Origin of the sequence: Variovorax sp. V118, assembly GCF_041154445.1 — a bacterium.
Lineage (GTDB): Bacteria > Pseudomonadota > Gammaproteobacteria > Burkholderiales > Burkholderiaceae_C > Variovorax > Variovorax boronicumulans.
The window spans coordinates 4,345,290-4,368,089 of sequence record NZ_AP028663.1 but is presented as its reverse complement, the minus strand read 5'-3'; the positions used below and the strand labels follow the sequence as shown (position 1 = coordinate 4,368,089).

General features: G+C 67.2%; 19 protein-coding genes. 7 read left to right on the top strand and 12 right to left on the bottom strand.

What is annotated here, in order from left to right; genetic code table 11:
* Window positions 1-30 precede the first annotated feature (30 nt).
* Complete coding sequence (locus tag ACAM52_RS20280; RefSeq protein ID WP_095949318.1) at window positions 31-2,547, top strand: ABC transporter permease; 2,517 nt, start codon at window positions 31-33, stop codon at window positions 2,545-2,547.
* A 106-nt stretch (window positions 2,548-2,653) separates the two neighbouring features.
* A complete protein-coding gene (locus tag ACAM52_RS20275) occupies window positions 2,654-4,147 on the top strand; it encodes an AAA family ATPase (RefSeq protein WP_369644441.1) in 1,494 nt (497 codons plus the stop codon).
* 21 nt (window positions 4,148-4,168) lie between these two features.
* Here the strand turns inward: ACAM52_RS20275 and ACAM52_RS20270 are convergent, their stop codons facing one another.
* A complete protein-coding gene (locus ACAM52_RS20270) occupies window positions 4,169-5,089 on the bottom strand; it encodes a LysR family transcriptional regulator (RefSeq protein ID WP_369644440.1) in 921 nt (306 codons plus the stop codon).
* Between the two features lie 125 nt (window positions 5,090-5,214).
* Here ACAM52_RS20270 and ACAM52_RS20265 point away from each other — a divergent pair, with 125 nt between their 5' ends.
* A complete protein-coding gene (locus tag ACAM52_RS20265) occupies window positions 5,215-6,738 on the top strand; it encodes an MFS transporter (protein ID WP_369644439.1) in 1,524 nt (507 codons plus the stop codon).
* A 13-nt stretch (window positions 6,739-6,751) separates the two neighbouring features.
* Here the strand turns inward: ACAM52_RS20265 and ACAM52_RS20260 are convergent, their stop codons facing one another.
* From ACAM52_RS20260 to ACAM52_RS20250, 3 genes are all read right to left on the bottom strand, one after another.
* Window positions 6,752-7,918, bottom strand: a complete 1,167-nt coding sequence (locus tag ACAM52_RS20260) for a hypothetical protein (RefSeq protein WP_369644438.1) — start codon at window positions 7,916-7,918, stop codon at window positions 6,752-6,754.
* Window positions 7,919-8,005: 87 nt separating this feature from the next.
* Window positions 8,006-11,137: a metallophosphoesterase gene (locus ACAM52_RS20255; RefSeq protein ID WP_369644437.1), complete on the bottom strand. Its 3,132-nt coding sequence runs from the start codon at window positions 11,135-11,137 to the stop codon at window positions 8,006-8,008.
* A 471-nt stretch (window positions 11,138-11,608) separates the two neighbouring features.
* Window positions 11,609-12,505 (bottom strand): LysR substrate-binding domain-containing protein, encoded by an 897-nt coding sequence (locus ACAM52_RS20250; protein WP_369644436.1) that lies wholly within the window; start codon window positions 12,503-12,505, stop codon window positions 11,609-11,611.
* A 125-nt stretch (window positions 12,506-12,630) separates the two neighbouring features.
* On the opposite strand from ACAM52_RS20250, the gene ACAM52_RS20245 reads away from it, so the two are divergent.
* Genes ACAM52_RS20245 through ACAM52_RS20230 form a run of 4 tightly spaced genes read left to right on the top strand, consistent with a single transcriptional unit; the run spans window position 12,631 to window position 15,143 of the window.
* Window positions 12,631-13,389: an SDR family oxidoreductase gene (locus ACAM52_RS20245; protein WP_369644435.1), complete on the top strand. Its 759-nt coding sequence runs from the start codon at window positions 12,631-12,633 to the stop codon at window positions 13,387-13,389.
* 36 nt (window positions 13,390-13,425) lie between these two features.
* Window positions 13,426-13,926: a DUF1097 domain-containing protein gene (locus ACAM52_RS20240; RefSeq protein WP_369644434.1), complete on the top strand. Its 501-nt coding sequence runs from the start codon at window positions 13,426-13,428 to the stop codon at window positions 13,924-13,926.
* A 50-nt stretch (window positions 13,927-13,976) separates the two neighbouring features.
* A complete protein-coding gene (locus ACAM52_RS20235; RefSeq protein ID WP_369644433.1) occupies window positions 13,977-14,870 on the top strand; it encodes an SDR family NAD(P)-dependent oxidoreductase in 894 nt (297 codons plus the stop codon).
* A gap of 48 nt (window positions 14,871-14,918) precedes the next feature.
* On the top strand, window positions 14,919-15,143 hold the full coding sequence (locus ACAM52_RS20230; protein WP_062469081.1) for a SlyX family protein: 225 nt from the start codon (window positions 14,919-14,921) through the stop codon (window positions 15,141-15,143).
* 13 nt (window positions 15,144-15,156) lie between these two features.
* On the opposite strand, the gene ACAM52_RS20225 is transcribed toward ACAM52_RS20230, so the two are convergent.
* The 8 genes from ACAM52_RS20225 to cyoA all read right to left on the bottom strand — a co-directional run bounded on the left by ACAM52_RS20225 (window position 15,157) and on the right by cyoA (window position 22,779).
* The gene (locus ACAM52_RS20225) at window positions 15,157-15,774 is read right to left on the bottom strand and encodes a hemolysin III family protein (RefSeq protein ID WP_369647756.1); all 618 of its coding nucleotides are present in this window, start codon (window positions 15,772-15,774) and stop codon (window positions 15,157-15,159) included.
* Between the two features lie 153 nt (window positions 15,775-15,927).
* On the bottom strand, window positions 15,928-16,491 hold the full coding sequence (locus ACAM52_RS20220) for a response regulator transcription factor (RefSeq protein ID WP_159274905.1): 564 nt from the start codon (window positions 16,489-16,491) through the stop codon (window positions 15,928-15,930).
* Window positions 16,488-17,882, bottom strand: a complete 1,395-nt coding sequence (locus ACAM52_RS20215; protein WP_095747478.1) for an ATP-binding protein — start codon at window positions 17,880-17,882, stop codon at window positions 16,488-16,490. The genes ACAM52_RS20220 and ACAM52_RS20215 overlap by 4 nt, the downstream gene beginning before the upstream one ends.
* Window positions 17,866-18,690: an SURF1 family protein gene (locus tag ACAM52_RS20210; RefSeq protein ID WP_369644432.1), complete on the bottom strand. Its 825-nt coding sequence runs from the start codon at window positions 18,688-18,690 to the stop codon at window positions 17,866-17,868. Before ACAM52_RS20210 ends, ACAM52_RS20215 begins: the two co-directional genes overlap by 17 nt.
* Window positions 18,690-19,115, bottom strand: a complete 426-nt coding sequence (gene cyoD / locus ACAM52_RS20205; RefSeq protein WP_369644431.1) for a cytochrome o ubiquinol oxidase subunit IV — start codon at window positions 19,113-19,115, stop codon at window positions 18,690-18,692. The genes ACAM52_RS20210 and cyoD overlap by 1 nt, the downstream gene beginning before the upstream one ends.
* On the bottom strand, window positions 19,112-19,753 hold the full coding sequence (gene cyoC / locus ACAM52_RS20200) for a cytochrome o ubiquinol oxidase subunit III (protein ID WP_369644430.1): 642 nt from the start codon (window positions 19,751-19,753) through the stop codon (window positions 19,112-19,114). The genes cyoD and cyoC overlap by 4 nt, the downstream gene beginning before the upstream one ends.
* On the bottom strand, window positions 19,746-21,752 hold the full coding sequence (gene cyoB / locus ACAM52_RS20195; RefSeq protein ID WP_139700269.1) for a cytochrome o ubiquinol oxidase subunit I: 2,007 nt from the start codon (window positions 21,750-21,752) through the stop codon (window positions 19,746-19,748). The genes cyoC and cyoB overlap by 8 nt, the downstream gene beginning before the upstream one ends.
* Window position 21,753: 1 nt before the next feature.
* On the bottom strand, window positions 21,754-22,779 hold the full coding sequence (cyoA, locus tag ACAM52_RS20190; protein ID WP_062469097.1) for a ubiquinol oxidase subunit II: 1,026 nt from the start codon (window positions 22,777-22,779) through the stop codon (window positions 21,754-21,756).
* Window positions 22,780-22,800 lie beyond the last annotated feature (21 nt).

The window sequence follows — 22,800 nt, the reverse complement described above, 5'->3', positions numbered from 1 at the left end:
TGCCGGTAGGCGTCGGCTATCGTTCGCGCCATGAACGCTTCCCTTCGCCTTGGCTGGCGCACGCTCTGGCGCGACCTGCGCGCCGGCGAGCTGCGCCTCTTGATCGTGGCCGTGGTGCTGGCCGTGGCCGCGCTCACGGCGGTCGGCTTCTTCGCCGACCGATTGCAGGGCGGGCTGCAGCGCGACGCGCGCCAGCTGCTGGGCGGCGACGCGGTGGTCGTGAGCGACAACCCGACGCCCGAGACTTTCATCGCACAGGCCAAGTCGCTGGGCCTCGCGGGCACCGGCACCTTCGGCTTTCCCACCATGGCGCGAGCGGAAGACGCCCAGGGCGGCGCCAGCAAGCTCGTGGCCCTGAAGGCCGTGACGCCGGGCTATCCACTGCGCGGCAACCTGCAGACGGCGACCACGGCCGAGGGCGCGGGCACGGTGACGCGCGACGTGCCGGCGGCGGGCGAGGTCTGGGTCGATGCCTCGCTGCTCGACTCGCTGGGCCTGAAGGTCGGCGACACGCTGCTGCTGGGCGACACCGGCCTGCGCGTGGGCCGCGTGATCACGCTGGAACCCGACCGGGGCGCGGGCTTCATGAGTTTTTCGCCGCGCGTGATGCTCAACCAGGCCGACGTGGCGCGCACCGGCCTCGTGCAGCCGGCCAGCCGCGTGGGCTACCGCTACGCCGTGGCGGGCGACGACGCTGCCGTGAAGCGCTTCACCGAATGGGCCGACGCCACCATCAAGAAGGGCGAACTGCGCGGCGTGCGGCTCGACTCCTTCGAGGGCGGCCGGCCCGAGATGCGCCAGACACTCGACCGCGCCGAGAAATTCCTGAGCCTGGTCGCGCTGCTCGCGGCGCTGCTGTCGGCCGTGGCCGTGGCGCTGGCGGCGCGCGGCTTCGCGGCCAGCCACCTGGACGACTGCGCCATGCTGCGCGTGCTGGGCCAGAGCCAGCGCACCATCGCCGCGGCCTACGCCTTCGAGTTCGCCGTGATCGGCACCGTGGCCAGCGCGATCGGCGTGGCCATCGGCTTCGCCGTGCACTACGTGTTCGTGCTGCTGCTGGCCGGGCTGGTCGAGACCGCCTTGCCTGCCGCCACGCTGTGGCCCGTGGCCTTCGGCCTGGGCATGGGGCTCACGCTGCTGTTCGCCTTCGGCCTGCCGCCGGTGCTGCAGCTGGCGCGCGTGCCGCCGCTGCGCGTGATCCGGCGCGATGTGGGCGGGCTCAAGCCCGCATCGCTCGCTGTGCTCGGCATCGGCGTGGCGGGCTTCGCGGCGCTGCTGATGGCGGCCAGCAGCGACCTCAAGCTGGGCCTCATTGCGGTCGGCGGCTTTGCCGGTGCCGTGGCCGTGTTCGCGCTGCTGAGCTGGCTCGCCGTGAAGGTGCTGCGCCGCAGCGTCAGCGAAACCACCGCGCCGCGCTGGCTGGTGCTGGCCACGCGGCAGATCTCGGCGCGGCCGGCCTACGCCGTGGTGCAGGTGAGCGCGCTGGCCGTGGGCCTGCTGGCGCTGGTGCTGCTCGTGCTGCTGCGCACCGACCTCGTGGCGAGCTGGCGCAAGGCCACGCCGCCCGACGCGCCCAACCGCTTCGTCATCAACGTGATGCCCGAGCAGAGCGAGGCGTTCCAGAAGACGCTGCGCGACGCGGGCGTCGCCAAGTTCGACTGGTACCCGATGATCCGCGGCCGGCTGGTGGCGATCAACGACAAGCCCGTGACACCCGACGACTACACCGAGGACCGCGCCAAGCGCCTGGTGGACCGCGAGTTCAACCTGAGCAACAGCACCGAGGCGCCCGCGCACAACAGCGTCACCGCCGGCGCCTGGACGCCCGAGGCGAAGAACGAGGTGAGCGTGGAAGAAGGCCTGGCCGAGACGCTGGGCCTGAAGCTGGGCGACACCCTGCGCTTCGACATCGGCGGCATGCAGAACGACGCGCGCATCACCTCGTTGCGCAAGGTCGACTGGGGCTCGCTGCACGCCAACTTCTTCGTGATGTACACCGTGGCCTCGCTGGCCGACGTGCCCGTGACCTACATGGGCGCCTTCCGCGCGCCCGAGACGCGCGGCTTCGACAACGCGCTGGTGCGCAGCTTCCCCAACGTGACCAACGTCGACATGAGCGCCACCATCAACCAGGTGCAGCGCGTGCTCGACCAGGTGGTGCGCGCGGTCGAGTTTTTGTTCGGCTTCACGCTGGCGGCCGGGCTGGTGGTGCTGTTCGCGGCCGTGACCGCCACCCGCGAGGAGCGTGCGCGCGAGTTCGCCGTGATGCGCGCGGTGGGCGCACGCGCCAGTCTGCTGCGGCAGGTGCAGCGCGCCGAACTGGTGGGCGTCGGCCTGCTGGCGGGCTTCCTGGCGAGCATCGTGGCCTCGGTGATCGGCTGGGGGCTGGCGCGCTACGTGTTCGAGTTCACCTGGACCGCGTCGCCGCTCGTGCCGGTGGCCGGCGCGCTGGCCGGCGCGGTGCTCGCGCTGGCGGCGGGGTGGTGGGGCCTGCGCGATGTGCTGCGCCGGCCGGTGGTCGACACGCTGCGCCGCGCGGCCGAGTAGGGCTGCGCAGGCCCGTACAGTTTTTTTCTTTCGCGATCGGCAGGACGGGGCCGGGGATGCAATACATTCCCCGGCCCCGTATTCAATTCAGAAGAGAAATTCCTGCATGCGCTTGGCGTCATTCCAGATCACCAACTATCGCTCGATCCACGACAGCGGCTCCATCGATTCCTCCCAGATCACAGCGATCCTCGGCCGAAATGACAGCGGCAAGTCGAACCTGCTGCGCGCGTTGCACAGCCTGAACCCGACCGACGGGCTCACGGCACTCAGCCCCATCAAGGACTTTCCCCGGCACCGCCGCCTGGACGAATGCACCGACGACACCCCCGTCGTGCACACGCGCTGGGACCTCGATGCCTCCGAACAGCTGGCGCTCGCCGCCATCCTGCCGCGCGCGGCCGGCGTGCGCCAGGTCACGGCCGGGCGCGGCTACGGCGCCACGCGCACGACCGGCTTCGAGGGCCTGGGCCCGCTGTCGATCGACGTGAGCGACATCAAGGCCAAGGTGCGCAAGATCGTGCCCGCCGTGAAGGCCGCGGCCGAGAAGGTCGCCGACGAGTTGAAGGCGCCGCTCGAACAGGAAGCCGACGCCTTTGACGCCGCCATGATCCCGAGCCCCGACTTCGTCAAGTGGTCGGCCGGCGCGCTGCTGGCACTGCAGGCGTTGCGCCAGGCGCTGGCCACGGCCGGCGCCGAGATCGCCGACAAGCAGGCGCAGATGCTGACCGAGCTCGAGGAGCTGGCACGCACGATCGACAACGACCAGCCCGCGCTGGCCCGCGCCCGCGCCTGGGTGCTGGAGAAACTGCCGCGCTTCATCTACGTCGAGGACTACGCCTCGCTGCCCGGCCGCCAGAACATCGCCGAGTACCTCACGCGCAAGGGCTGGGGCGAGCGCACGGCGGGCGAGCGCAATTTCGAGAAGCTGTGCCAGGTGGCGGGGCTCGATCCGCAGCAACTGCAGGACCTGCTGGCGAAGAACGACCTGGCGACGCGCAACCAGTTGGTGAACCGGGCCGGTGCCGTCGTGACCGCCGAGATCCGCCGGCTGTGGAAGGACCGCCCGCTCAAGATCCGCTTCAACCTCGACGGGCAGCATCTGGAGACGCTGGTGTCGGACCCGAACGGCGCTTACGAGGTCGAAGTGAACCTCGACGAGCGCAGCCGCGGCTTCCAGTGGTTCTTCTCGTTCTACATCGCGTTCTTCGCGGGCACCCGGGGCGTTGCATCCGGTGAGGTCGTGCTGCTGCTCGACGAGCCCGGGCTGCACCTGCATGCGCGCTCGCAGGCCGACCTGCTTGCGCACCTGGAGAACGACTTCGGCCACCAGATCCTCTACACCACGCACTCGCCGTTCATGGTGCCGGCGCACCGCCCCGACGCCGTGCGCGCGGCCCACATCGACGACGTGGCGGGCACCACGGTGCGAGCGGCGACGCCGGAGGATGCGCGCACGCTGTTCCCGCTGGACGCGCTGGACGCGCTGGCGGCACTGTGGGGCCGCACGGCTGCGCCGGTGCAACCGCAGCCGGCCCCCGTGGCGGCCGCGCCAGCGCCGCAACCGGTCGAAGCGCCCGCCCTCGCGGTCGCGGCCTGACGCACCCGCCCCGCCCGCCGTTCAGCGGTGCGGCGGGCGGTTGTCTTTCTCTTCCTCGTCGGCGGTCGCAGTGAACATGTGTTCACCCGCGAAGTCGACAAACGCCCGCACCTTCGGCGACAACTGCCGGCTCGACGGCCACAGCGCCGAGAACTGTCCCTGCCGCACGAGGTGCGGGGCCAGCACGCGCTGCAACTCGCCGCGGCGCAGTGCGTCGCGCGCCAGGAAGTCGGGCATGTACGCAATGCCCAGGCCCGCGACGGCGGCGCCCAGCATGGCTTCCATGTTGTTGCAGACCAGGCCCGGCGGCAGCTGGGGCGGCAGGCCGGGCAGGTCCCAGTCCTCGATCTTTCCGCCGGTCACGAACTTGTAGCGCAGGCAGCTGTGACGGGCGAGGTCGGCCGGCACCTGCGGCACGCCGTGTTGCGCCAGGTAGGCCGGCGAGGCCGCGAGCACGAAGCTGAACGGGCCGAGCCGGCGTGCCACGAGTTGTGAATCGACCAGCTCGCCGCTGCGGATGGCCACGTCGACACCCTCGGCCACCACGTCGACCAGCCGGTCGTTGAAGTCGAGGTCGAGTTCGATTTCGGGAAAGCGCGCCTTGAACGTCGGCAGGATCGGCAGCAGAAAGCGGTAGCCGATGGTCGGCAGGCTCACGCGCAGGCGGCCGCGCGGGGTGGCGACGGCGTCCTGCAGCATGGCGCGCGCATCGCCGAGCTCGTCGAGGATGCGGCGGCAGCGCTCGTGGAACATCGCGCCCTCGGCCGTGAGCCGCACCTGCCGCGTGGTGCGGTGGAACAGCCGCACGCCCATCTGCGCCTCGAGCCGCGCGACGTTCTTGCCCACGGCCGAGGCCGAGATGCCCAGGTCGCGGCCTGCCCGCGCAAAGCTCTGCAGGTCGGCCGCCCGCACGAAGGATTCGAGTCCGCTGAAGCTGTCCATGGGCTTGATTGGCAACCTGGGGTTGGCAGTGTGAGGAGCTGAGGGCCCATTTTCGTTTCATTGAATCCTTTTTATCTTCGCTTCACGCATTTCCCTTTTCCTTCTCCCGCGTGAAAGCCCTCCCGATGTCCTCCTCCGATTCCCACAAGGCCTGGCTGCTCGCCGCCGTCTGCCTGGCCGCGCTCGGCATGCCGCTGAGCTTCACCGGCCCGGCCGTGGTGCTGCCCGCGATCCGCGACGCGCTGGGCGGCACGCCGGTGCAGCTCAACTGGGTGACCAACGCCTTCATGCTGAGCTTCGGCGCCACGCTGATGGCAGCCGGCGCGCTGGCCGATGCGTACGGGCGCAAGCGCGTCTTCCTGCTGGGCCTGGCGGTGGTGGCGCTGAGCAGCGCGCTGCTGACGCTGGCGCCCGGCATCGTCGCCTTCGACCTCGCGCGCGCCGTGCAGGGGCTGGGTTCGGCGGCGGCTTTCGCAGCCGGCACGGCCGCGCTGGCGCAGCTGTTCGACGGGCCGGCGCGGCTGCGGGCGTTCAGCCTCATCGGCACCTCGTTCGGCGTGGGGCTGTCGTGCGGATCGATCCTCTCGGGCTGGCTGGCCGACACCGTCGGCTGGCACGCCGTGATGCTGAGCCCCGGCGCCGTGAGCCTCGTTGCGCTGGGCCTGGCCGCGCCGCGCATGCGCGAGTCGCGCAACCCGCAGGCGATGGGGCTGGACGTGCCGGGCACGCTGAGCTTCACGGCCGCGCTGAGCCTGCTCACGTTGGGCGTGCTGCAGGCGCCCGACAGCGGCTGGGGCAGCCCGTGGGTGCTCGTGGCGCTGGCCGGCGCGCTGGCCATGGGCGCGGCCTTCATCGCCATCGAGCGGCGCGTGGCGCATCCGATGCTCGACCTGTCGCTGTTCCGCTTTCCGCGCTTCGTCGGCGTGCAATTGCTGGCCGCGGCGCCGGCCTATGGCTTTGTCGTGCTGCTGGTGCTGCTGCCGATCCGCTTCATCGGGCTCGAAGGGCGCAGCGCGCTGGAGGCGGGCGGCTTCATGTCCGCGCTGTCGGGGCCGATCCTCGTGGTGCCGACGCTGGCGGCGTGGCTCGCGCACCGGTTCTCGGCAGGCGTGATCTCGGCCGTGGGGCTGCTGGTGTGCGCGGCGGGGCTCGTGTGGCTCGCCCGCTGCGCACCGGGCACGTCGCTGTACGGCCTCGTGGGCCCGCTGCTGCTGATCGGCGCAGGCATCGGCCTGCCCTGGGGGCTGATGGACGGCCTGGCCGTGAGCGTGGTGCCGCGCGAGCGGGCGGGCATGGCGTCGGGCATCTTCAACACGGTGCGGGTCGCGGGGGAGGGCATTGCGCTGGCGCTGGTGGGGGCGGGGCTCACGGCACTGGTGGCACTGCAGCTGAAGGCCTCGTCGCCTTCGTCCGTGGCGGTGTCGCAGGCGGCGCAGCGCGTGGCGACGGGTGACCTGACGCAGGCGCTGGCTTTGTTGCCGGGCATGGACCGCGCCGCGCTGCTGCACGCGTATGGCGCCGCGTTCGGGACGCTGCTGTGCGTGCTGGCTGGGGTGACGGTGTTGACGGCGGTGGTGGTGTTCCTGTTCCTGCGCGGGGAGGTCGAGTCGCACGGCGCGGAGGCTGCGCTGAAATGCTCAACGTCCTGAGCGGGGCGCCACCTCAGTTCAGCTTGATGTTGGAGCCTTCGAGCTTGGCCTGTCCGTTTGCGAGCGACTGCACATTGCTTTCTTTGACCTGCGTGTTGGTGAAGTCGACCGAACGACTGATGGTGTTGCCAACGATCTTCAAACTGCCAATGCGGCCCTGTTGAAGCTCCAACGAATCGATGGCGTTGCCTTCGAGCAGTACCTGAGCGGCATTCAGCCGGCCGCTACGCAGCGATGGGATCTTGTTGTTCCTGAACACGAGGCTTTGCGTCAGAACGGGTTGCGGACTCTTGTCGCCAGGTTCAAAACCACCTCCGATACCTGTGCGCTTGCCCGGACCGCCACCAAAAATATTGTTTTCGATAAGAAGGGTGTTGAAGGCCCCCGCGTATACGCTGCAAATGGCGTTGGCGTCGCCGTAGATCTGGCTGTCCTTGAGCACAAAGTTGCGTGCGCCTTCTTTCACAGAAATTTTCAACGTGCCACCCCTTACTCTTTCTATCACTACATCCTCTTTGACTGTGGCGTTGAAGAGATCGAGATTTTCCAGCACGGTGTCGCGAATGGTGAGTGACTGCACAAGCGTTCCGCCTCCTGCCATCCGAAAGAGTCCGCGAAGCTTGCAGTTTTCGATCGTGACATGTGATCCACCATATTTCCTTGATGGTTCGCAGATCACGTCTTCCAGTACGCAACCCTGAAGACCAAGCTTGGCGTTTCCATCCAAGTTAAACCACTTGGCGTTGCAGTTGATGAACAGAGCTTCTCCGTGTGTCCCCACGGCACCCCAGTGATTCTTGTCGCTGCTGGTCCCGCGGAAGTCGCAGGATTCAAAAACTGTGTTTTTGCTATGCCTCTCGCCATACATCACTGACTGGCCGATCCAGGCGCAGCGCAAGAATCGGACATCGAGTGTGTCGCCCCAACTCAGCACGCCAGAAAAATTGCAATCAGTAAAGGTGACATTGACGCAGGCACTAAGGCTAATCTCGTATCCGCCGACAAAGTCGCAGCTTACGAAATTGATATTGCGCCATTCAACATCCTCAAAATGTTCACCACTGAACAAGGCTCCTTCAATCCTCAAAAGAGAGTCGCTTGTCTCTTTGCGACGTAGCTCGGGATCCTTGAGATAGGAAAATGGCTTTCCAAAGCTTGTGATTTTTGGTTTGGTCGTCATGCTGTGTCCTGATATGGAAAGTAGCGCAGATGCCCATCCCAGTGGAAGTGCGATGAGGAGATTGCGACGGGTCGCCATGGCTGAGCCTCAGCTGCCTTTTCGTTCTATGGCTTGTTTGGAAGGGATGTACCCCTTGTCGAAATACATTGATGCGAGCCAGTCCCAATCGGGTACCTCCCCGCGCTCCTCGGGAGGGCGCAGAAAATTCCACGAGCGCCCACCAAAGCTGGCCGATCCCAGCCTCACGCTGAGCGGAAACCTCCACGTGTCTGTGCAGTCGATGTCTTTGCTCCAATCGTGCTCGCCGACTTTGGGTTGCTTGAGCAGCACTTCGCAGAATCCTTGCGCCAGAGCTTCTCCGCCATTGGCATCGATGGCGCCGAGCAGGGTCTTCAAGTCTTCGGCTGTGAATTCGATCGATGGGCTCTTGGTGTCCGCGTGAAAGGTCGGCGTCAGGAGGTGCCATGTTGGGGGGCGGGGTTTTTCGAATTCATCGGTGCCGCCCTCGAACGCCCAAATCCGCATCCCCGCAATGCACTCCAGCTTCGCCATCGTGCGACTGAGCACCACCGGCACGCGTCCGCCCCCGGCACTCAGTTCGGCAGGTTCGAATTCCAGCGGCGTCTCTTTCGCCTTGTCTTTGTTCCGCTTCATCACCGTCATGTAGTCCAGCGCCACACAAAGCCGAGGCACCTCGTTCAGCGGCGCGCCAGCGCTTCGGCTGGCGCGTTGCGTACTGACCTGTCTGATCACCCCGCTGGTCGGTTCCAGCAGTGAACCCGAGGGTGGTCGCAGGGTCCAGCCATCGAGTTCATGATCGAGGTTCTGCCGGCCAATGGGGCCGCCGCAGCTGCTGACGATGAAGCGCGTGTGTTGGCGCGCCGGTGCTTTCTGCTCGTTCTGAATTCCGGGGTCGACCGCACTCGTGACTTCGATGACCCGCCCCCCGCTGGCCGGCTGGCGCCACGCCACGGTGTATACGCCGCTGCGGTGGCTGTGACCGCTGAAGTGCCAGTCGACCATGGTCTCCGGCGTCACCGTGGGTGCGCCGTTGCGGTCAGTGGCATTGCCGCTGCCCTCGGTTCGAACGCAGCGCTCGAAGTACTTGTCCTGGTTGATCTCGCAGGTGCCGGTGTTCACGATGTTGAAGCCCGGCCGGCCTCCGGGCAGCAGCGTGTAGGTGTTGCTGGCGGGCCTGAAGCGCATGTCTTGCGGCTTGGCCGAATAGGCAATGGGCTCGTCGTAGTTGATGATGGTGAAGTGGCTCGCAACCGTGAGGCTCGCGCCGGGGCTGGTGCGCTTGTGGCGTTGTGCCTGACCGAGCAATCGCAGCTGATTGGTGCTGAAGGATTGCGGTGCACGTGGCAGGATGCCTGCACCTTGCTTGTCGATGGACGTAAAGATCGCGCCCGTGACGATGTTCTTGAAGTTCTCGCCCTGGCCCCAACCCAACGCCGCAATCACCTGTGTGGCGGGGCCGCTCTCGTCAGGCTCGACGCCCAGAGCGATCAGCATGTCTTCCAGCGGAGTGAACAGCGTGTAGAACCAATCGTAGTTGTCCACCTTGTAGTTGTTTCCGGTGAGCGCCTGACCGTAGGTTGGACCGTAGGCCAGCGTGGTCTCGTAGATGGTCATGTTGTGGTCGGCCGAGATGCCTTCGTTGGGCATGTTGGCGCTCCACTTGCTGGCGCCGTCGAAGTCAAGGTAGGACGTCTCCAGGTCCTTGATGTCGAGGTTCTTGTTCTTGTTGACCAGCCTGCGCCCGACCTCGGCCTTGAGGCCGATGGTGCTGACCTGGTGCGTGCCGCCTCGCGGGGTGCTCACGGTCCGGGTCGCGGTGAAGGGGCGATCGCGCCCATAGCTGTCGCCCAGCGCGTCGGTGGTGTCTTCCATGACGCCCATGGAGGCAGCCCATTCGTTCAGGCGCGGGCTGATGCCGTAGGGCACCGAATACGCCTCGTGATTGCCGCTGGTCATGAACACGGGCAGCAGCAGCTCGTTGTAGGCGTAGCGCACGAGGCTGAAGGCCAGCATGTCGTCCTGCCCGCGGGGGTACAGGCCAGGTGTGTTGACATTGTTGAGCACGTTGAACTTTTTCCATTGCTCACCAATGCCATCAGGGACTTGGGCGGGATCGATGTTGCGATTGAAGTCGATCAGGTCACCGGTCAGCAGCAGGGCCGTGTCCGGCTTCTTGCCGGCACCGATCTTGTCGAAGAGTTCCTTGAGCGCATTGAAGCTGTTGCACACGCGTGAGCCCACCGGAAGGCTTGTGTACTGCGCGTCTTCGATGACGCGCGCGGGCGACTTGGCCAGCGCGTTGTGTCGCACGTTGATGTGCACATCGCTCAGGTGCCCGAGATTGAGCGGTTCGTTGCCGGCCAGCTTGATGACTGGGTGCCAGGCGGCCAGGCGCTCGGCGCTGTTCGTGATCAGGGTGCGGGCCTTCTGCGCGGTCTGAGGGACGTCGTATTCGAGCAGGCAGGTTTCCTTGCCCTGGCGCGCGCTCGTGGCATTGGCCGCCTGATGCCGGTAGCGAAGGTCTTCGACCTGGGCGATGAGGAAGGATTCGACCAGCAGATCCTGCGAGTGCACCGTGCTGGCAGCGCAGAGCGTGGGCAGGTTCTCCTTTTGCTGTTGGGTGGGTTCGACCATCCATGCAAAGCTCTTGAAGCTGCCGGACTCCGGCTGCACGCTCAGCGTGGCCAGGTCAAGCTCGACCTCATACACATAGCCTCCCGCGAAGCCCGATTCGGTGTACGCCTTGACTGCCTGTGGGCTGAGGGTGGCGAACACCTCGCCTTTCTGGTTGTAGATGAGCGCGCCTGCATCGAACCTTGCGACTCGCCAGACTTTGATGGCACTCTTGGCCGTGGCGCAGTCTTTGCCGTCACCGGTGAGTTCGCCGGACTGGATGTCGGCGTCGGGCTTGGGACCTTTCATCCCGACGAGGCGCAGGTGCCGTGCCACCGTGGCGGCAGCGATTTTCTCGCTGTCGCCGTCCATGGGGATGACCTGAGAGCGCTTGTCCTGCGTGTCCCGGGCTCCGTTGTTGTTGGCGACGCCGAGCGATGCGGTGGCGATGAAGAGGCTGCATTTTTTCTGGCCAGGGCCAATCAGCAGCGGGGCTCCCAGGCTCGGATACAGAATCACTGCCACCTTTTGCGCCGGGTCGCTGCAATCGCACACCGAAGTGCCTGTGTTGGGTTCGTTGGTCATGAGCTACCGCGTTCTGGGACCGTGCGCTGAAGCGTTGGCCGGTGAGGAGTGGGGTGAGAGGAGCGTTCGGGCCTGCGCGTCGCAAAGCCATGCGGAACACCGGTTTGCGGTTGCATGTCCAGGCTTCGCCTTCGGTGATCACTGCCTTTATCTGATGGGGACGGGAGCCACCCAGCGTGATCCGGGATTCGGCGTCTTGAGCCGAGGCTCATGTGCAAACAGCTGGCTGAGTCCCTCCTGGTTCGCCAGCCGCACAAGTTCCAGCAGGCGTTGTTTAAGGACAAGGGGGATCGAGGGGGCAATGGAAAGTGGGCGCGGCATCGACGTCTTCCGTGACAAGCCAAGAGGTCGAAATAGTCTGAGGGGATGCCGTCGCACGCACTGCGAACAATCGTCACCCGAAGCGGGCGTGCCTTAGAAAATTGCGATGCGCGTGGAAAAGTGAGGTGCTCATCGCGGCGGCGCGTGACGCTAGTTGGCCTGTGCCGCCCCGAAGATGTCCCGCAGCCATCTCGTGAACACCCGCACCCGCGACGACAGCTGCCGGTTCTGCGGATACAGCACCGACACCGGCATCGGCGGTGGCGCGAAGCCCGGCAGCACCGCCTGCAGGCGGCCGTCCGCCAGCTCGGCCGCCACGCGGTAGCGCGGCACCTGCACCAGCCCGAGGCCCACGACGGCGGCGCCCGTGTACAGGTCCGCGCCTGTGACTGACACGGTGGCGGCCAGTTGCACGGGCCGGACCTGACCGTCGACCGTGAACTCGAGCGGCAGCGCCTTGCCCGTGCTGCTCGACACGTAGTGCACCGCGCGGTGCGAGGCCAGCGCGGCCAGGTCGGCGGGCTCGCCGTGCGCCGCGAGGTAGCCGGGGCTCGCGACCGTCACCTGCGGCAGCAGCGCCACGCGCTGCGCGACCAGCGACGAGTCCTGCAGCGGGCCGGCGCGCAGCACGCAGTCGACGCCTTCGCGCACCAGGTCGACCAGCCGGTCGTCCTCGCCGATATGCAGCTGCAGGCCCGGATGGCGGGCGAGGAAGGCGGGCAGCGCCGGCACCACGAAATGCCGCGCCAGCGTGCCCTGCAGGTTCACGCGCAGCAGGCCCTGGGGCGCTGCGTGGGTGAAGGCGCCCTCGGCCTCTTCCACGTCCGCCAGCAGCCGCACGCAGCGCTGGTAGTGGGCCTCGCCGTCCTGCGTGAGGCGCACCGTGCGCGTGGTGCGCTCGAGCAGCCGAGCGCCCAGGCGCGATTCGAGCCGCTGGATCAGCGTGGTGAGGGTGGCGCGCGGAATCTGCAGGTCGTCCGAGGCCTGCGTGAAGCTCTGGCGCTCGGCGATCCGCACGAAGGCCTGCATTTCCTGGAAGCGGTCCATGGGGTTGCCCTTCGTGTCTATTGTTTAAGTAAATGGAATTTTATTGACGAATTGGCTCTGATTATCTTTCGGGTGGAATGGCTGACCATTCGCTTCATTCACTCACCACCCCAAGGAATCGCGCCATGAACACCACCGCCACTTCTGCTTCGCTGCCCACCCGCGTCGCCCTCGTCACCGGCGCCTCGCGCGGCATCGGCGCCGCCATCGCCCGCCGGCTCGCCGCCGACGGTTTCGCCGTCGCCGTCAACTACGCCGCGGGCGCCGCGCCGGCCGAAGCGCTGGTCGCCGAGCTGAAGGCCACGGGCGCCCGCGCCCTCGCGGTGCAGGCCGACGTGGCGAACGCCGACGCGGTGCGCACGATGTTCGACACCGTCGAAGCGCAGCTCGGCCCGGTCGACGTGCTGGTCAACAACGCCGGCGTGCTCCAGACCGCGCCGCTGGCCGCGCACAGCGACGCGCTCTACGACCACACCTTCGACATCAACGTGCGCGGCACCTTCAACACCCTGCGCGAGGCCGCGACCCGGCTCGCCGAGGGCGGGCGCATCGTCAACTTCTCGAGCACCACGCTCGCGCTGCACATGCCGGGCTACGCGATCTACAACGCCACCAAGGCGGCGGTCGAGGCCTTCACGCACGTCTTCGCCAAGGAGCTGCGCGGCCGACGCATCACGGTGAACGCCGTGGCGCCGGGCCCGGTCGCGACGTCGCTGTTCCTGGACGGCAATACCGACGAGCAGATCCAGGCCTTCGCCCAGATGCCACCGCTGCAGCGCCTGGGCCAGCCGGAAGACATCGCCTCGGTGGTGTCGTTCCTGGCGGGGCCGGATGCGGGATGGGTCAACGGGCAGGTGCTGCGGGCCAACGGCGGCGTGGCCTGACCAGTGGCTTCCCACGACATCCACGGAGCACGCACCATGCATCCGCCTTCACCCCGCGCGGCCACCCCGCGCTTCTTCAGCCTCGCCTACACGGCGTTCACGGCCGCCGCGGCCGTGGTGGCCGCTGTCGCCTCGGCGATGGCGCTCGTGCTCGAACTGCCCGTGTGGGCAATGTTCGTCGGCTGGGTGGCGTTCTACACCCGCGGCGCGACCGCACGCGACGGCGTGTTCAACCTCGTCTGCGTGAGCCTGGGCCTGCTGATCGGCAAGGGCGCGGCCCTGGCCATCGCCGTGCTGGCCCCGATCGCGGGCGCCGCGGCGCTGCCGGTGGTGGTGCTGTTCGTGGCGCTCTTGGTCGTGTCGATGCGCAGCGTGCCGCGACTGAACAACCTGCTGTGCTACTTCCTCGGGCTGATCGCGTTCTTCGCGGTCCACCAGCCCCCGTCGCTGTCGCTGTTCGCCACGCTGGCCGGCGCGGTGGCACTCGGATCGATGGCGGCGTGGGTGGCCCACCTGCTGCAGCGCCGCGTGCGCTGACCGCCGGACTTTCCTTTCTTCCCTCTCACCTTCATTCAAGGGGTTCCATCATGCAATCCGTCATCCTCGTCACTGGCGCCGGCTCCGGCATCGGCAAGCTCAGCGCGCAGGCGCTCGCCGAAGCGGGCCACATCGTCTATGCCTCCATGCGCGACATCGCGGGCCGCAACAAGGCGCGCGCGGCCGAGCTGCGCGCGCTGGCCGCGGCCCAGGGGCTTCAGCTGCATCCGCTCGAACTCGATGTGCTGTCGCAGGCCTCCGCCGACGCCGCCGCGGCGACCATCGTCCAGGCGCAGGGTCGCCTCGATGTGGTGATGCAGAACGCGGGCCATCTCGTGGTCGGGCCGACCGAGGCCTTCACGCCGGAAGACATCGCCCGGGTGTTCGACACCAACGTGCTCGGCGCCCAGCGCGTGAACCGCGCGGTGCTGCCGTACCTGCGCCAGCAGGAGGCGGGGCTGATGCTGTGGATCAGCAGCACGACCACCAAGGGCGGCTTTCCGCCGTTCATGGGCCCGTACGGCGCGGCCAAGGCGGCCATGGATTCGCTGGCCGTGACGCTGGCCTACGAGATCGCGCGCTTCGGCATCGAGACCTCGATCGTTGTGCCGGGCGCGTTCACCCGGGGCACCGATCACTTTCCGAGCGCGGGCAAGCCCTCCGACGCGGCCATCGCCGCCGCCTACGGCCGCTACGACGGCGTGATGGACCGCATTGGCGAGCGCCTGTCCGCCCTCACGCCCGAGCACGCCGACCCGCAGGCCGTGGCCGACGACATCGTGCGCATCGTGGGACTGCCGGCCGGCACGCGGCCGATGCGTTCGCTGATCGACTTCGTGGGCGACGGTGCGGCGGAGGTCTTCGAGGTGTCGGAGCGCGTGCGCATCGACTTCGCCCGGCGCATCGGCATGGGCGACCTGCTCGAGGCGAAGGTCCGGCGCTGAGCGGGGCGCTGTCAAGAAAGGCGGTGGATCTTCCTGTCCAATAGCGGCATGGAACATTCACCGAACGACGTGACAGAGCGCCTGAACGACCTCGAGATCAAGTCGAGCTATGCCGAAGACCTGCTCGAGCAGCTGAACATGACGATCTACCGACAACAGCAGCAGATCGACAGCCTGATCCTGCAGGTCGCGCAGCTGCGGCTGCAAAGCCAGAACGCAGGGCAGGACGGGGGCGCGCGCAACCTGCGCGACGAACTTCCCCCGCATTACTGAAGAGGAAAAACGCTCAGCCGTGCGCGTGCCAGAGCACGGCGAAGAAGTGGCAGGTGCTGCCCGCGAGCACGAAGAGGTGCCACACCGAATGCGCGTAGCGCACCTTGTTGTCGAACAGGAACACCACGGCCCCGGCCGTGTAGAACAGCCCGCCGGCCACCAGCCAGGCCAGCCCCGCCGATGACATGCGCTCGTACAGCGGCACCGCCGCCATCAGCGCCATCCAGCCCATCGCCACGTACAGGCCGGTGGACCACAGCGGGTGCCGCAGGCGGTTGAACAGCTTGGCGCCCACGCCCAGCACGGCGGCGGCGGTGATGGCGCCGAACAGCGTCCAGCCCCAGGGTCCGCGCAGCACACCGAACAGGAAGGGCATGTAGCTGCCCGCAATGAACAGGTAGATGGCCGCGTGGTCGAGCCGGTTGAACCAGGCCTTGGCGCGGCCGATGGGCAGCGCGTGGTACAGCGTGGAGATCAGGTACAGCACGATGGCCGTGCCCGCGAAGAGCGAGGCGCCCACCACGGCCGCGGCCTGGCCCTTCTGGGCGGCGCTGTAGACCAGGATCGGCAGCGAGGCGATCGCCAGCAGCAGGCCCAGGCCGTGGCTCAGGGCGTTGAAGAGCTCTTCCATCGCGGTCTGGTCGCGTGCGGCGGAGGCCTGCTTTTTCTGCAGATCGGTGGAACGGGCGGGCTGCAGCTGCAGCGGCGGGCTATTCGTCATCAGGAACAGAGCCTCCGGGATCGGTGTTGGTTCCGCAAGAATTCGCGAAACCGGCAGATCATGTTACTTGACCTGCTGTTTGCCGAGTTTGCGTGCCAATGTACGCCGATGCATGCCGAGCCGGCGCGCGGTTTCCGAGATGTTGAAGCCGGTTTCGGCCAGCATCTCGTGGATGCGCTCCCACTCCAGCGTCTTGATCGAGGTAGAGCGGTTGGTCAGTTCGACCTCGGTGGTGCCGGCGGCGCGGCCGAAGGCGGCCTCGATGTCGTCGGTGTTCGAGGGCTTGGCCAGGTAGTGACAGGCGCCGAGCTTGATGGCCTCGACGGCGGTGGCGATGCTCGCGAAGCCGGTGAGCACCACGATCAGCATTTCGGCGTCGTGCCGGTGCAGCATCTGCACGCAGGCCAGGCCCGAGGCCTCGCCGTTGAGCTTCAGGTCGACCACCGCGTAGCCGGGCGAGGGGCCGTCGCCTTCCTCGAGCAGCGCTTCCACCTCCTCGAGGTTGCGCGCATGCAGCACGACGTAGCCGCGCCGCTCGAAGGAGCGCGCGAGCGTGCGCGCGAAGGCCTCGTCGTCCTCGACGATCAGCAGCTGGCGGACCTCGGCGGTGTCGGGTGTGTGGGTCATGGGCTGCTCGGGGCTGGGGGCGCGGCGTTGTCCGCGAGGGTGGTTGCTGCTTCCTCGTCCTCTTCGAGCACGATGGCCGCCAGCGGCAGCGTGATGGTCACGATGGCGCCGCCCTCGGGGCGGTTGCGCACGGCGACGCGTCCGCCCAGCGTGCGCGCCACGTTCACGACGAGGAACAGGCCCAGCCCGCCGCCGGGACGTCCCTTGCTCGACTGGTAGGGCTTGCCGAACTCCGCGAGGATGGCCGGCATGAAGCCAGGGCCCGCGTCGGTGACGGTGATGGTGAGCGCGTCGGCGTCGTGCGTGGCTTCCAGGCGCAGCCAGTGCGGCGAGGCCTCGAGCGCGTTGTCGAGCACGTTGCACACCATCTGCTTGATGGCCGAGTCGGAGACCATGGGCAGGTCCTGCCCGAAGAGGTTCTCGTAGTCGAACTCCTCGACCGGGCGCGTGGTGCGCCATTCTTCGACGAGGTCGTCCAGGAAGGTGCGCACGGTGGTTTCTTCGGACGACTCGCCGCGCGTCTCGCCGGCCGACAGCAGGATGCCGCTCACGATGCTCTTGCAGCGCTGGATCTGCACTTCCATCTCGGCCACTTCCTGCAGCAGCTCGGGGTCGGAGCTGAAGTGCGGCAGCCGGCGCCAGTCGCCCAGGATCACGGCCAGCGTGGCCAGCGGCGTGCCCAGCTCGTGCGCCGCGCCCGAGGCCAGCAGGCCCATGCGCACGATGTGTTCTTCTTCGGAGGCGCGCTGGCGCAGGTCGGCCAGCCGCGCGTCGCGCACGCGCAGGTTGCGGCTGATGCGGGTGATGAAGACCACCAGCAGCGCCGCGTTGAGCGCGAAGCACACCAGCATGCCCTGCACGTAGGGGCTCCACAGGCCGCGGTCGTGGTCCAGCGGCAAGGGCAGCGGGCGCGAGAACAGCGCCAGGCCCGCGAAGCACAGGCCGGTGATGACCACGATGGTCCAGGTCGACCAGGCCTTGAGCAGCACCGCGCCCAGGATCACCTGCAGCAGGTACAGGAAGACGAAGGGGTTGGTGGCGCCGCCGCTGAGGTACAGCTGGGCCGTGAGCGTGGCCACGTCGACCAGCAGCGCGACGAACAGCTCTTCGTTGGTCACGCGGCCATGGATGCGCAGGCGCAGCAGGCTCACCATGTTGAACAGGGCCAGGCAGGTGAGCACCTGCAGCATGTGGTTCAGCGGCAGGCGGATGCCGAAGCCGTAGTGCACCACGAGGATGGTGGCCACCTGCCCGACCACGGCGAACCAGCGCAGCTGGATCAGCTGCTGCATGTTCTGGTGGCCGATGGCGTTGTCCAGGCTCGCCACGCCCGCGCGCGGGGCGTGCAGCTCGCCGGCGACCGCGACCAGCTTGTCAGTCGCGGCGGGCATCGGCGGGGTCGGGGCGTGCGGCGTCGGCATGCGGTGCATTTTCGCCGTTGCCGTCTTGCGATGCCCGTCGGCGCCGGTCGTCGCGCCACACGAACCCATAGGCGCCGAGCACCATCAGCGCCAGCCCGTACCAGGTGAGGGCGTAGACGAGGTGGCTGTTGGGAAAGGCGATGACCGTCAGGCCGCCCGCCGGCCACGTGGGCGCGGCCTGTGCGGGCGCAGCGCCGGCCTCGGCGTCGACGAAGTAGGGCGCCACGTCGGCCAGGCCGCGCGCGGCGGCAATGGCCTGCACGTCGCGCGAGAACCAGCGGTCGGCCGCGGGATCGTTCGTGCGCAGGAAGCCGCCCTTGGGTTCGGTCAGGCGCAGCAGGCCGGCCACGGTGGTGTCGCCCTGGGGCTCGGGGGCGGTGCGCGCCGCGCGCTCGCGCGCTTCAGGCGGCACGAAGCCGCGGTTGACGAGCACGACGCTGCCGTCGGCGCTGCGCAGCGGCGTCAGCACCCAGAAGCCGGCGCCGAGCCGGGTGCTGGCCTGCACCAGCGCTTCCTTGTCATGGAGGAACGTGCCGCGAAGGCGCACGTGCCGGTATTCGTCGTTGGCCGCGTTGACCGTGGGCCATTCGGATCGCGCCGGCGCGTCGGCGGCCGGGGCGTGCACGCGCTGGTCGACGCGGGCGATGAGATCGAGCTTCCAGGCCCTGCGCTCGACCTGCCAGGTGCCGAGCGCAAGAAAGCCGGCAAAGGCCAGGAGGGCGCAGACCGCCAGCGCCGCACGCGTGACAACGGAGCGCGGGCGGGCGGCCGAGGCCATCAGGGCATGTTCTTCATGTCGTGGACCATGGCTGGCATCATGTTGGTGTTCATGTGATACATGACCCACAGCGACCCGGCCAGCGTGATGACCACGAGCACCAGCGTGAAGATCAGCGCCAGCATGTTCCAGCCGCCTTCGGACTTGGCGTCCATGTGCAGGAAGTACACCATGTGGACCACGATCTGCACCACGGCGAAGCCGAGGATGACGAGCGCGGTGGTGCTCGGGTTGGCGATCACCTTGCCCATCACGAGCCAGAACGGGATCGCGGTCAGGATCACGGCCAGCACGAAGCCGGTCATGTAGCCCTTGAAGGTGCTGTGGCTGACGGGGCCGTCGTCGTGGTGGTCGCCGTGACCGTGGCTGTCGTGTGCGCCGTGGCCGCCGTGCGCGGCGGTGGCGGTGTGTGCGGGGGCGCTCATGCCATCGATCCCATGAGGTAGACAAAGGTGAAGACGCCGATCCACACGACGTCCAGGAAGTGCCAGAACATCGACAGGCACATCAGGCGGCGGCGGTTGGCGGCGGTGAAGCCGTGCTTGGGCAGCTGGACCATCAGCACGACCAGCCAGATGATGCCGAAGCTCACGTGCAGGCCGTGTGTGCCCACCAGCGCGAAGAACGACGACAGGAACGCGCTGCGCTGCGGGCCGGCGCCTTCGTGCAGCAGGTGCGCGAACTCGTACAGCTCCAGGCCGATGAAGCCCAGGCCGAGAAGGCCGGTGATGCCCAGCCACAGCAGCACGCCGCCCATGCGCTTGCGCTGCATCTCGAGCATCGCGAAGCCGTAGGTGATCGACGACAGCAGCAGCAGCGAGGTGTTCATCGCCACCAGCGGCAGGTCGAACAGGTCGGCGCCCGAGGGGCCGGCCGCGTAGTTGCGGCCCAGCACGCCGTACACCGCGAACAGGCAGGCGAAGATGAGGCAGTCGCTCATCAGGTAGAGCCAGAAGCCCAGCAGCGTGCCGTTCTCGGGGTGGTGGTCCTCGTTGCGGACGTGGAACAGGTCGAACGCCGGTGCGTTCGCGTTCCGGGAGGGGAGGGCGGTGGTATCAGACATGGGCGGTGGCCAGCAGGCGCGTGCGTGCTTCTTCGGTGCGAACGACTTCTTCCGCGGGGATGTAGTAGTCGCGCTTGTAGTTGAAGGTGTGGGCGATGATCGCGGCCAGCATGGCCACGAAGCCGATGCCGGCCACGAGCCACATCTGCCAGATCAGGGCAAAGCCGCACACCGCGCTCAGCGCCGCGATGACGAAGCCGGCGGCCGTGTTCTTGGGCATGTGCACGGGGCTGAAGCCGTCCAGCGGACGCTGGTAGCCGCGGGCCTTCATGTCGGTCCAGGCGTCGTTGTCATGCACGCGCGGCGTGAACGCGAAGTTGTAGGCCGGCGGCGGCGACGAGGTCGACCACTCCAGCGTGCGGCCGTTCCACGGGTCGCCCGTGGTGTCGCGCAGCGACTCGCGGCGGATGAAGCTCACCACCAGCTGGATCAGGAACGAGGCGATGCCCAGCGCGATCAGCACCGCGCCGAAGGCGGCGACCTGGAACCAGATCTGCAGCGACATGTCCTGGAAATGGCTCATGCGGCGCGTGACGCCCATCAGGCCCAGGATGTACAGCGGCATGAAGGCCATCCAGAAACCGACGATCCAGAACCAGAACGAGCACTTGCCCCAGAACGGGTCGAGCTTGTAGCCGAAGGCCTTCGGGAACCAGTAGGTGATGCCCGCCAGCATGCCGAACAGCACGCCGCCGATGATCACGTTGTGGAAGTGGGCAATGAGGAACAGGCTGTTGTGCAGCACGAAGTCGGCCGGGGGCACGGCCAGCAGCACGCCGGTCATGCCGCCGATCACGAAGGTGATCATGAAGCCGATGGTCCACATCATGGGCAGCTCGAAACGGATGCGGCCGCGGTACATGGTGAAGAGCCAGTTGAAGATCTTCGCCCCCGTCGGGATCGAGATGATCATCGTCGTGATGCCGAAGAACGAGTTCACGCTGGCGCCGGAGCCCATGGTGAAGAAGTGGTGCAGCCACACGAGGTACGACAGGATCGTGATCACGACCGTGGCGTACACCATCGAGGCGTAGCCGAACAGGCGCTTGCCCGAGAAGGTGGAGACCACTTCCGAGAAGATGCCGAAGGCCGGCAGGATCAGGATGTACACCTCGGGGTGGCCCCAGATCCAGATCAGGTTCACGTACATCATGGCGTTGCCGCCCATGTCGTTCGTGAAGAAGTTGGTGCCGACATAACGGTCGAGCGACAGCAGGGCCAGCACGGCCGTGAGCACCGGGAAGGCGGCCACGATCAGCACGTTGGTGCACAGGGCGGTCCACGTGAAGACGGGCATCTTCATCATGGTCATGCCGGGCGCGCGCATCTTCACGATGGTGGCCAGCAGGTTCACGCCCGATAGCAATGTGCCCACCCCCGCGATCTGCAAGGACCAGATGTAGTAATCGACCCCCACGTCAGGACTGAACAGGATGCCCGACAGCGGCGGGTACGCCAGCCAGCCGGTCTTGGCGAACTCGCCGACGAACAGCGACGCCATCACGAGGCCGGCGCCGAAGGTGGTCATCCAGAAGCTGAAGTTGTTCAGGAACGGGAAGGCCACGTCGCGCGCGCCGATCTGCAGCGGCACCACGAAGTTCATGAGGCCCGTGACCAGCGGCATCGCCACGAAGAAGATCATGATCACGCCGTGGGCGGTGAAGATCTGGTCGTAGTGGTGCGGCGGCAAAAAGCCCGCGTTGTCGCCGAAGGCGACGGCCTGCTGGGCCCGCATCATCAGCGCGTCGGCGAAGCCGCGCAGCAGCATCACCAGGCCCAGGATGATGTACATGATGCCGATCTTCTTGTGGTCGATGCTGGTGATCCAGTCGCGCCACAAGGTGCCCCACAGCTTGAAGTAGGTCACGGCGCCCAGCAGCGCCAGGCCGCCCAGGATCACGGCCGCGAAGGTCACGAGCAGGATGGGCTCGTGAAGGGGAATCGCCTCCCAGGAGAGGCGGCCGAAGACGAGCTTCGTCAGGTCTAGGTTCTGCAACATCTTAGTCTTCGGTGGTGCACATCGCGGTGACGTACTTGCGCTTGGGCGTGTCGAGGGAGTCGGCCTGCCAGGCCTGCTTGGTGGCGACGTTGAAGGCGCCGGGCTTGCCCAGGCCGCCGTCGGCGTCGATGGCCATCATTTCCTTCATGCACATCTTGTTGCGGTCGACGCACAGGTTCAGGATGGCGTCGTACAGGGCCGGGTCGACCGCGGCGTAGTGGCGCACGGGCTCGCGCTCGCTCGGCACTTCGAGCTTCTTGTACTGCTCGCGGGTCAGTTCGCCCTCTTTGCCGGTCTTGACCTTGGCCACCCACTGGTCGAAGCCGTCATGGCTCAGGCCGTGGAACTTGAAGCGCATGCCCGAGAAGCCCGCGCCGCTGTAGTTGGCGGAGAAGCCGTCGAACTCGCCCGGCTTGTTGATCACCGCGTGCAGCTTGGTCTCCATGCCCGGCATGGCATAGATCTGGCCGGCCAGCGCGGGGATGAAGAAGGAGTTCATGACCGACGAGGCCGTGATCTTGAAGCTGATCGGGCGGTCCACCGGGGCGGCCAGCTCGTTCACCGTGGCGATGCCCTGCTCGGGGTAGATGAAGAGCCACTTCCAGTCCAGCGCCACCACCTCGACCACCAGCGGCTTGGTTTCGGCGGGAATCGGGCGCTGCGCGTCCAGGCGGCTCAGCGGGCGGTACGGGTCCAGCGTGTGGGTGCTGATCCAGGTGATCGCGCCCAGCGCGATGATGATCAGGAGCGGCGCGGCCCAGATCGCCAGCTCGAGCTGCGTGGAGTGGTCCCAGTCGGGGCTGTAGGTGGCCTCCTTGTTCGACTGGCGATAGCGCCAGGCAAAGAAGATGGTCAGGGCGATCACCGGAATGATGATGATCAGCATCAGCACCGTGGAGACGACGATCAGGCGTCCCTGCTGGTTGGCGATGTCGCCGGAGGGGTTCAACAGCACTGTGTTGCAGCCCGCCAGGAAAATGGCGGAAAGCAGCAGAAGTGCTCGGCGAAGGGTCTTGAGGATGTGCATGCCGGGAGAGGAAAGTGCGAA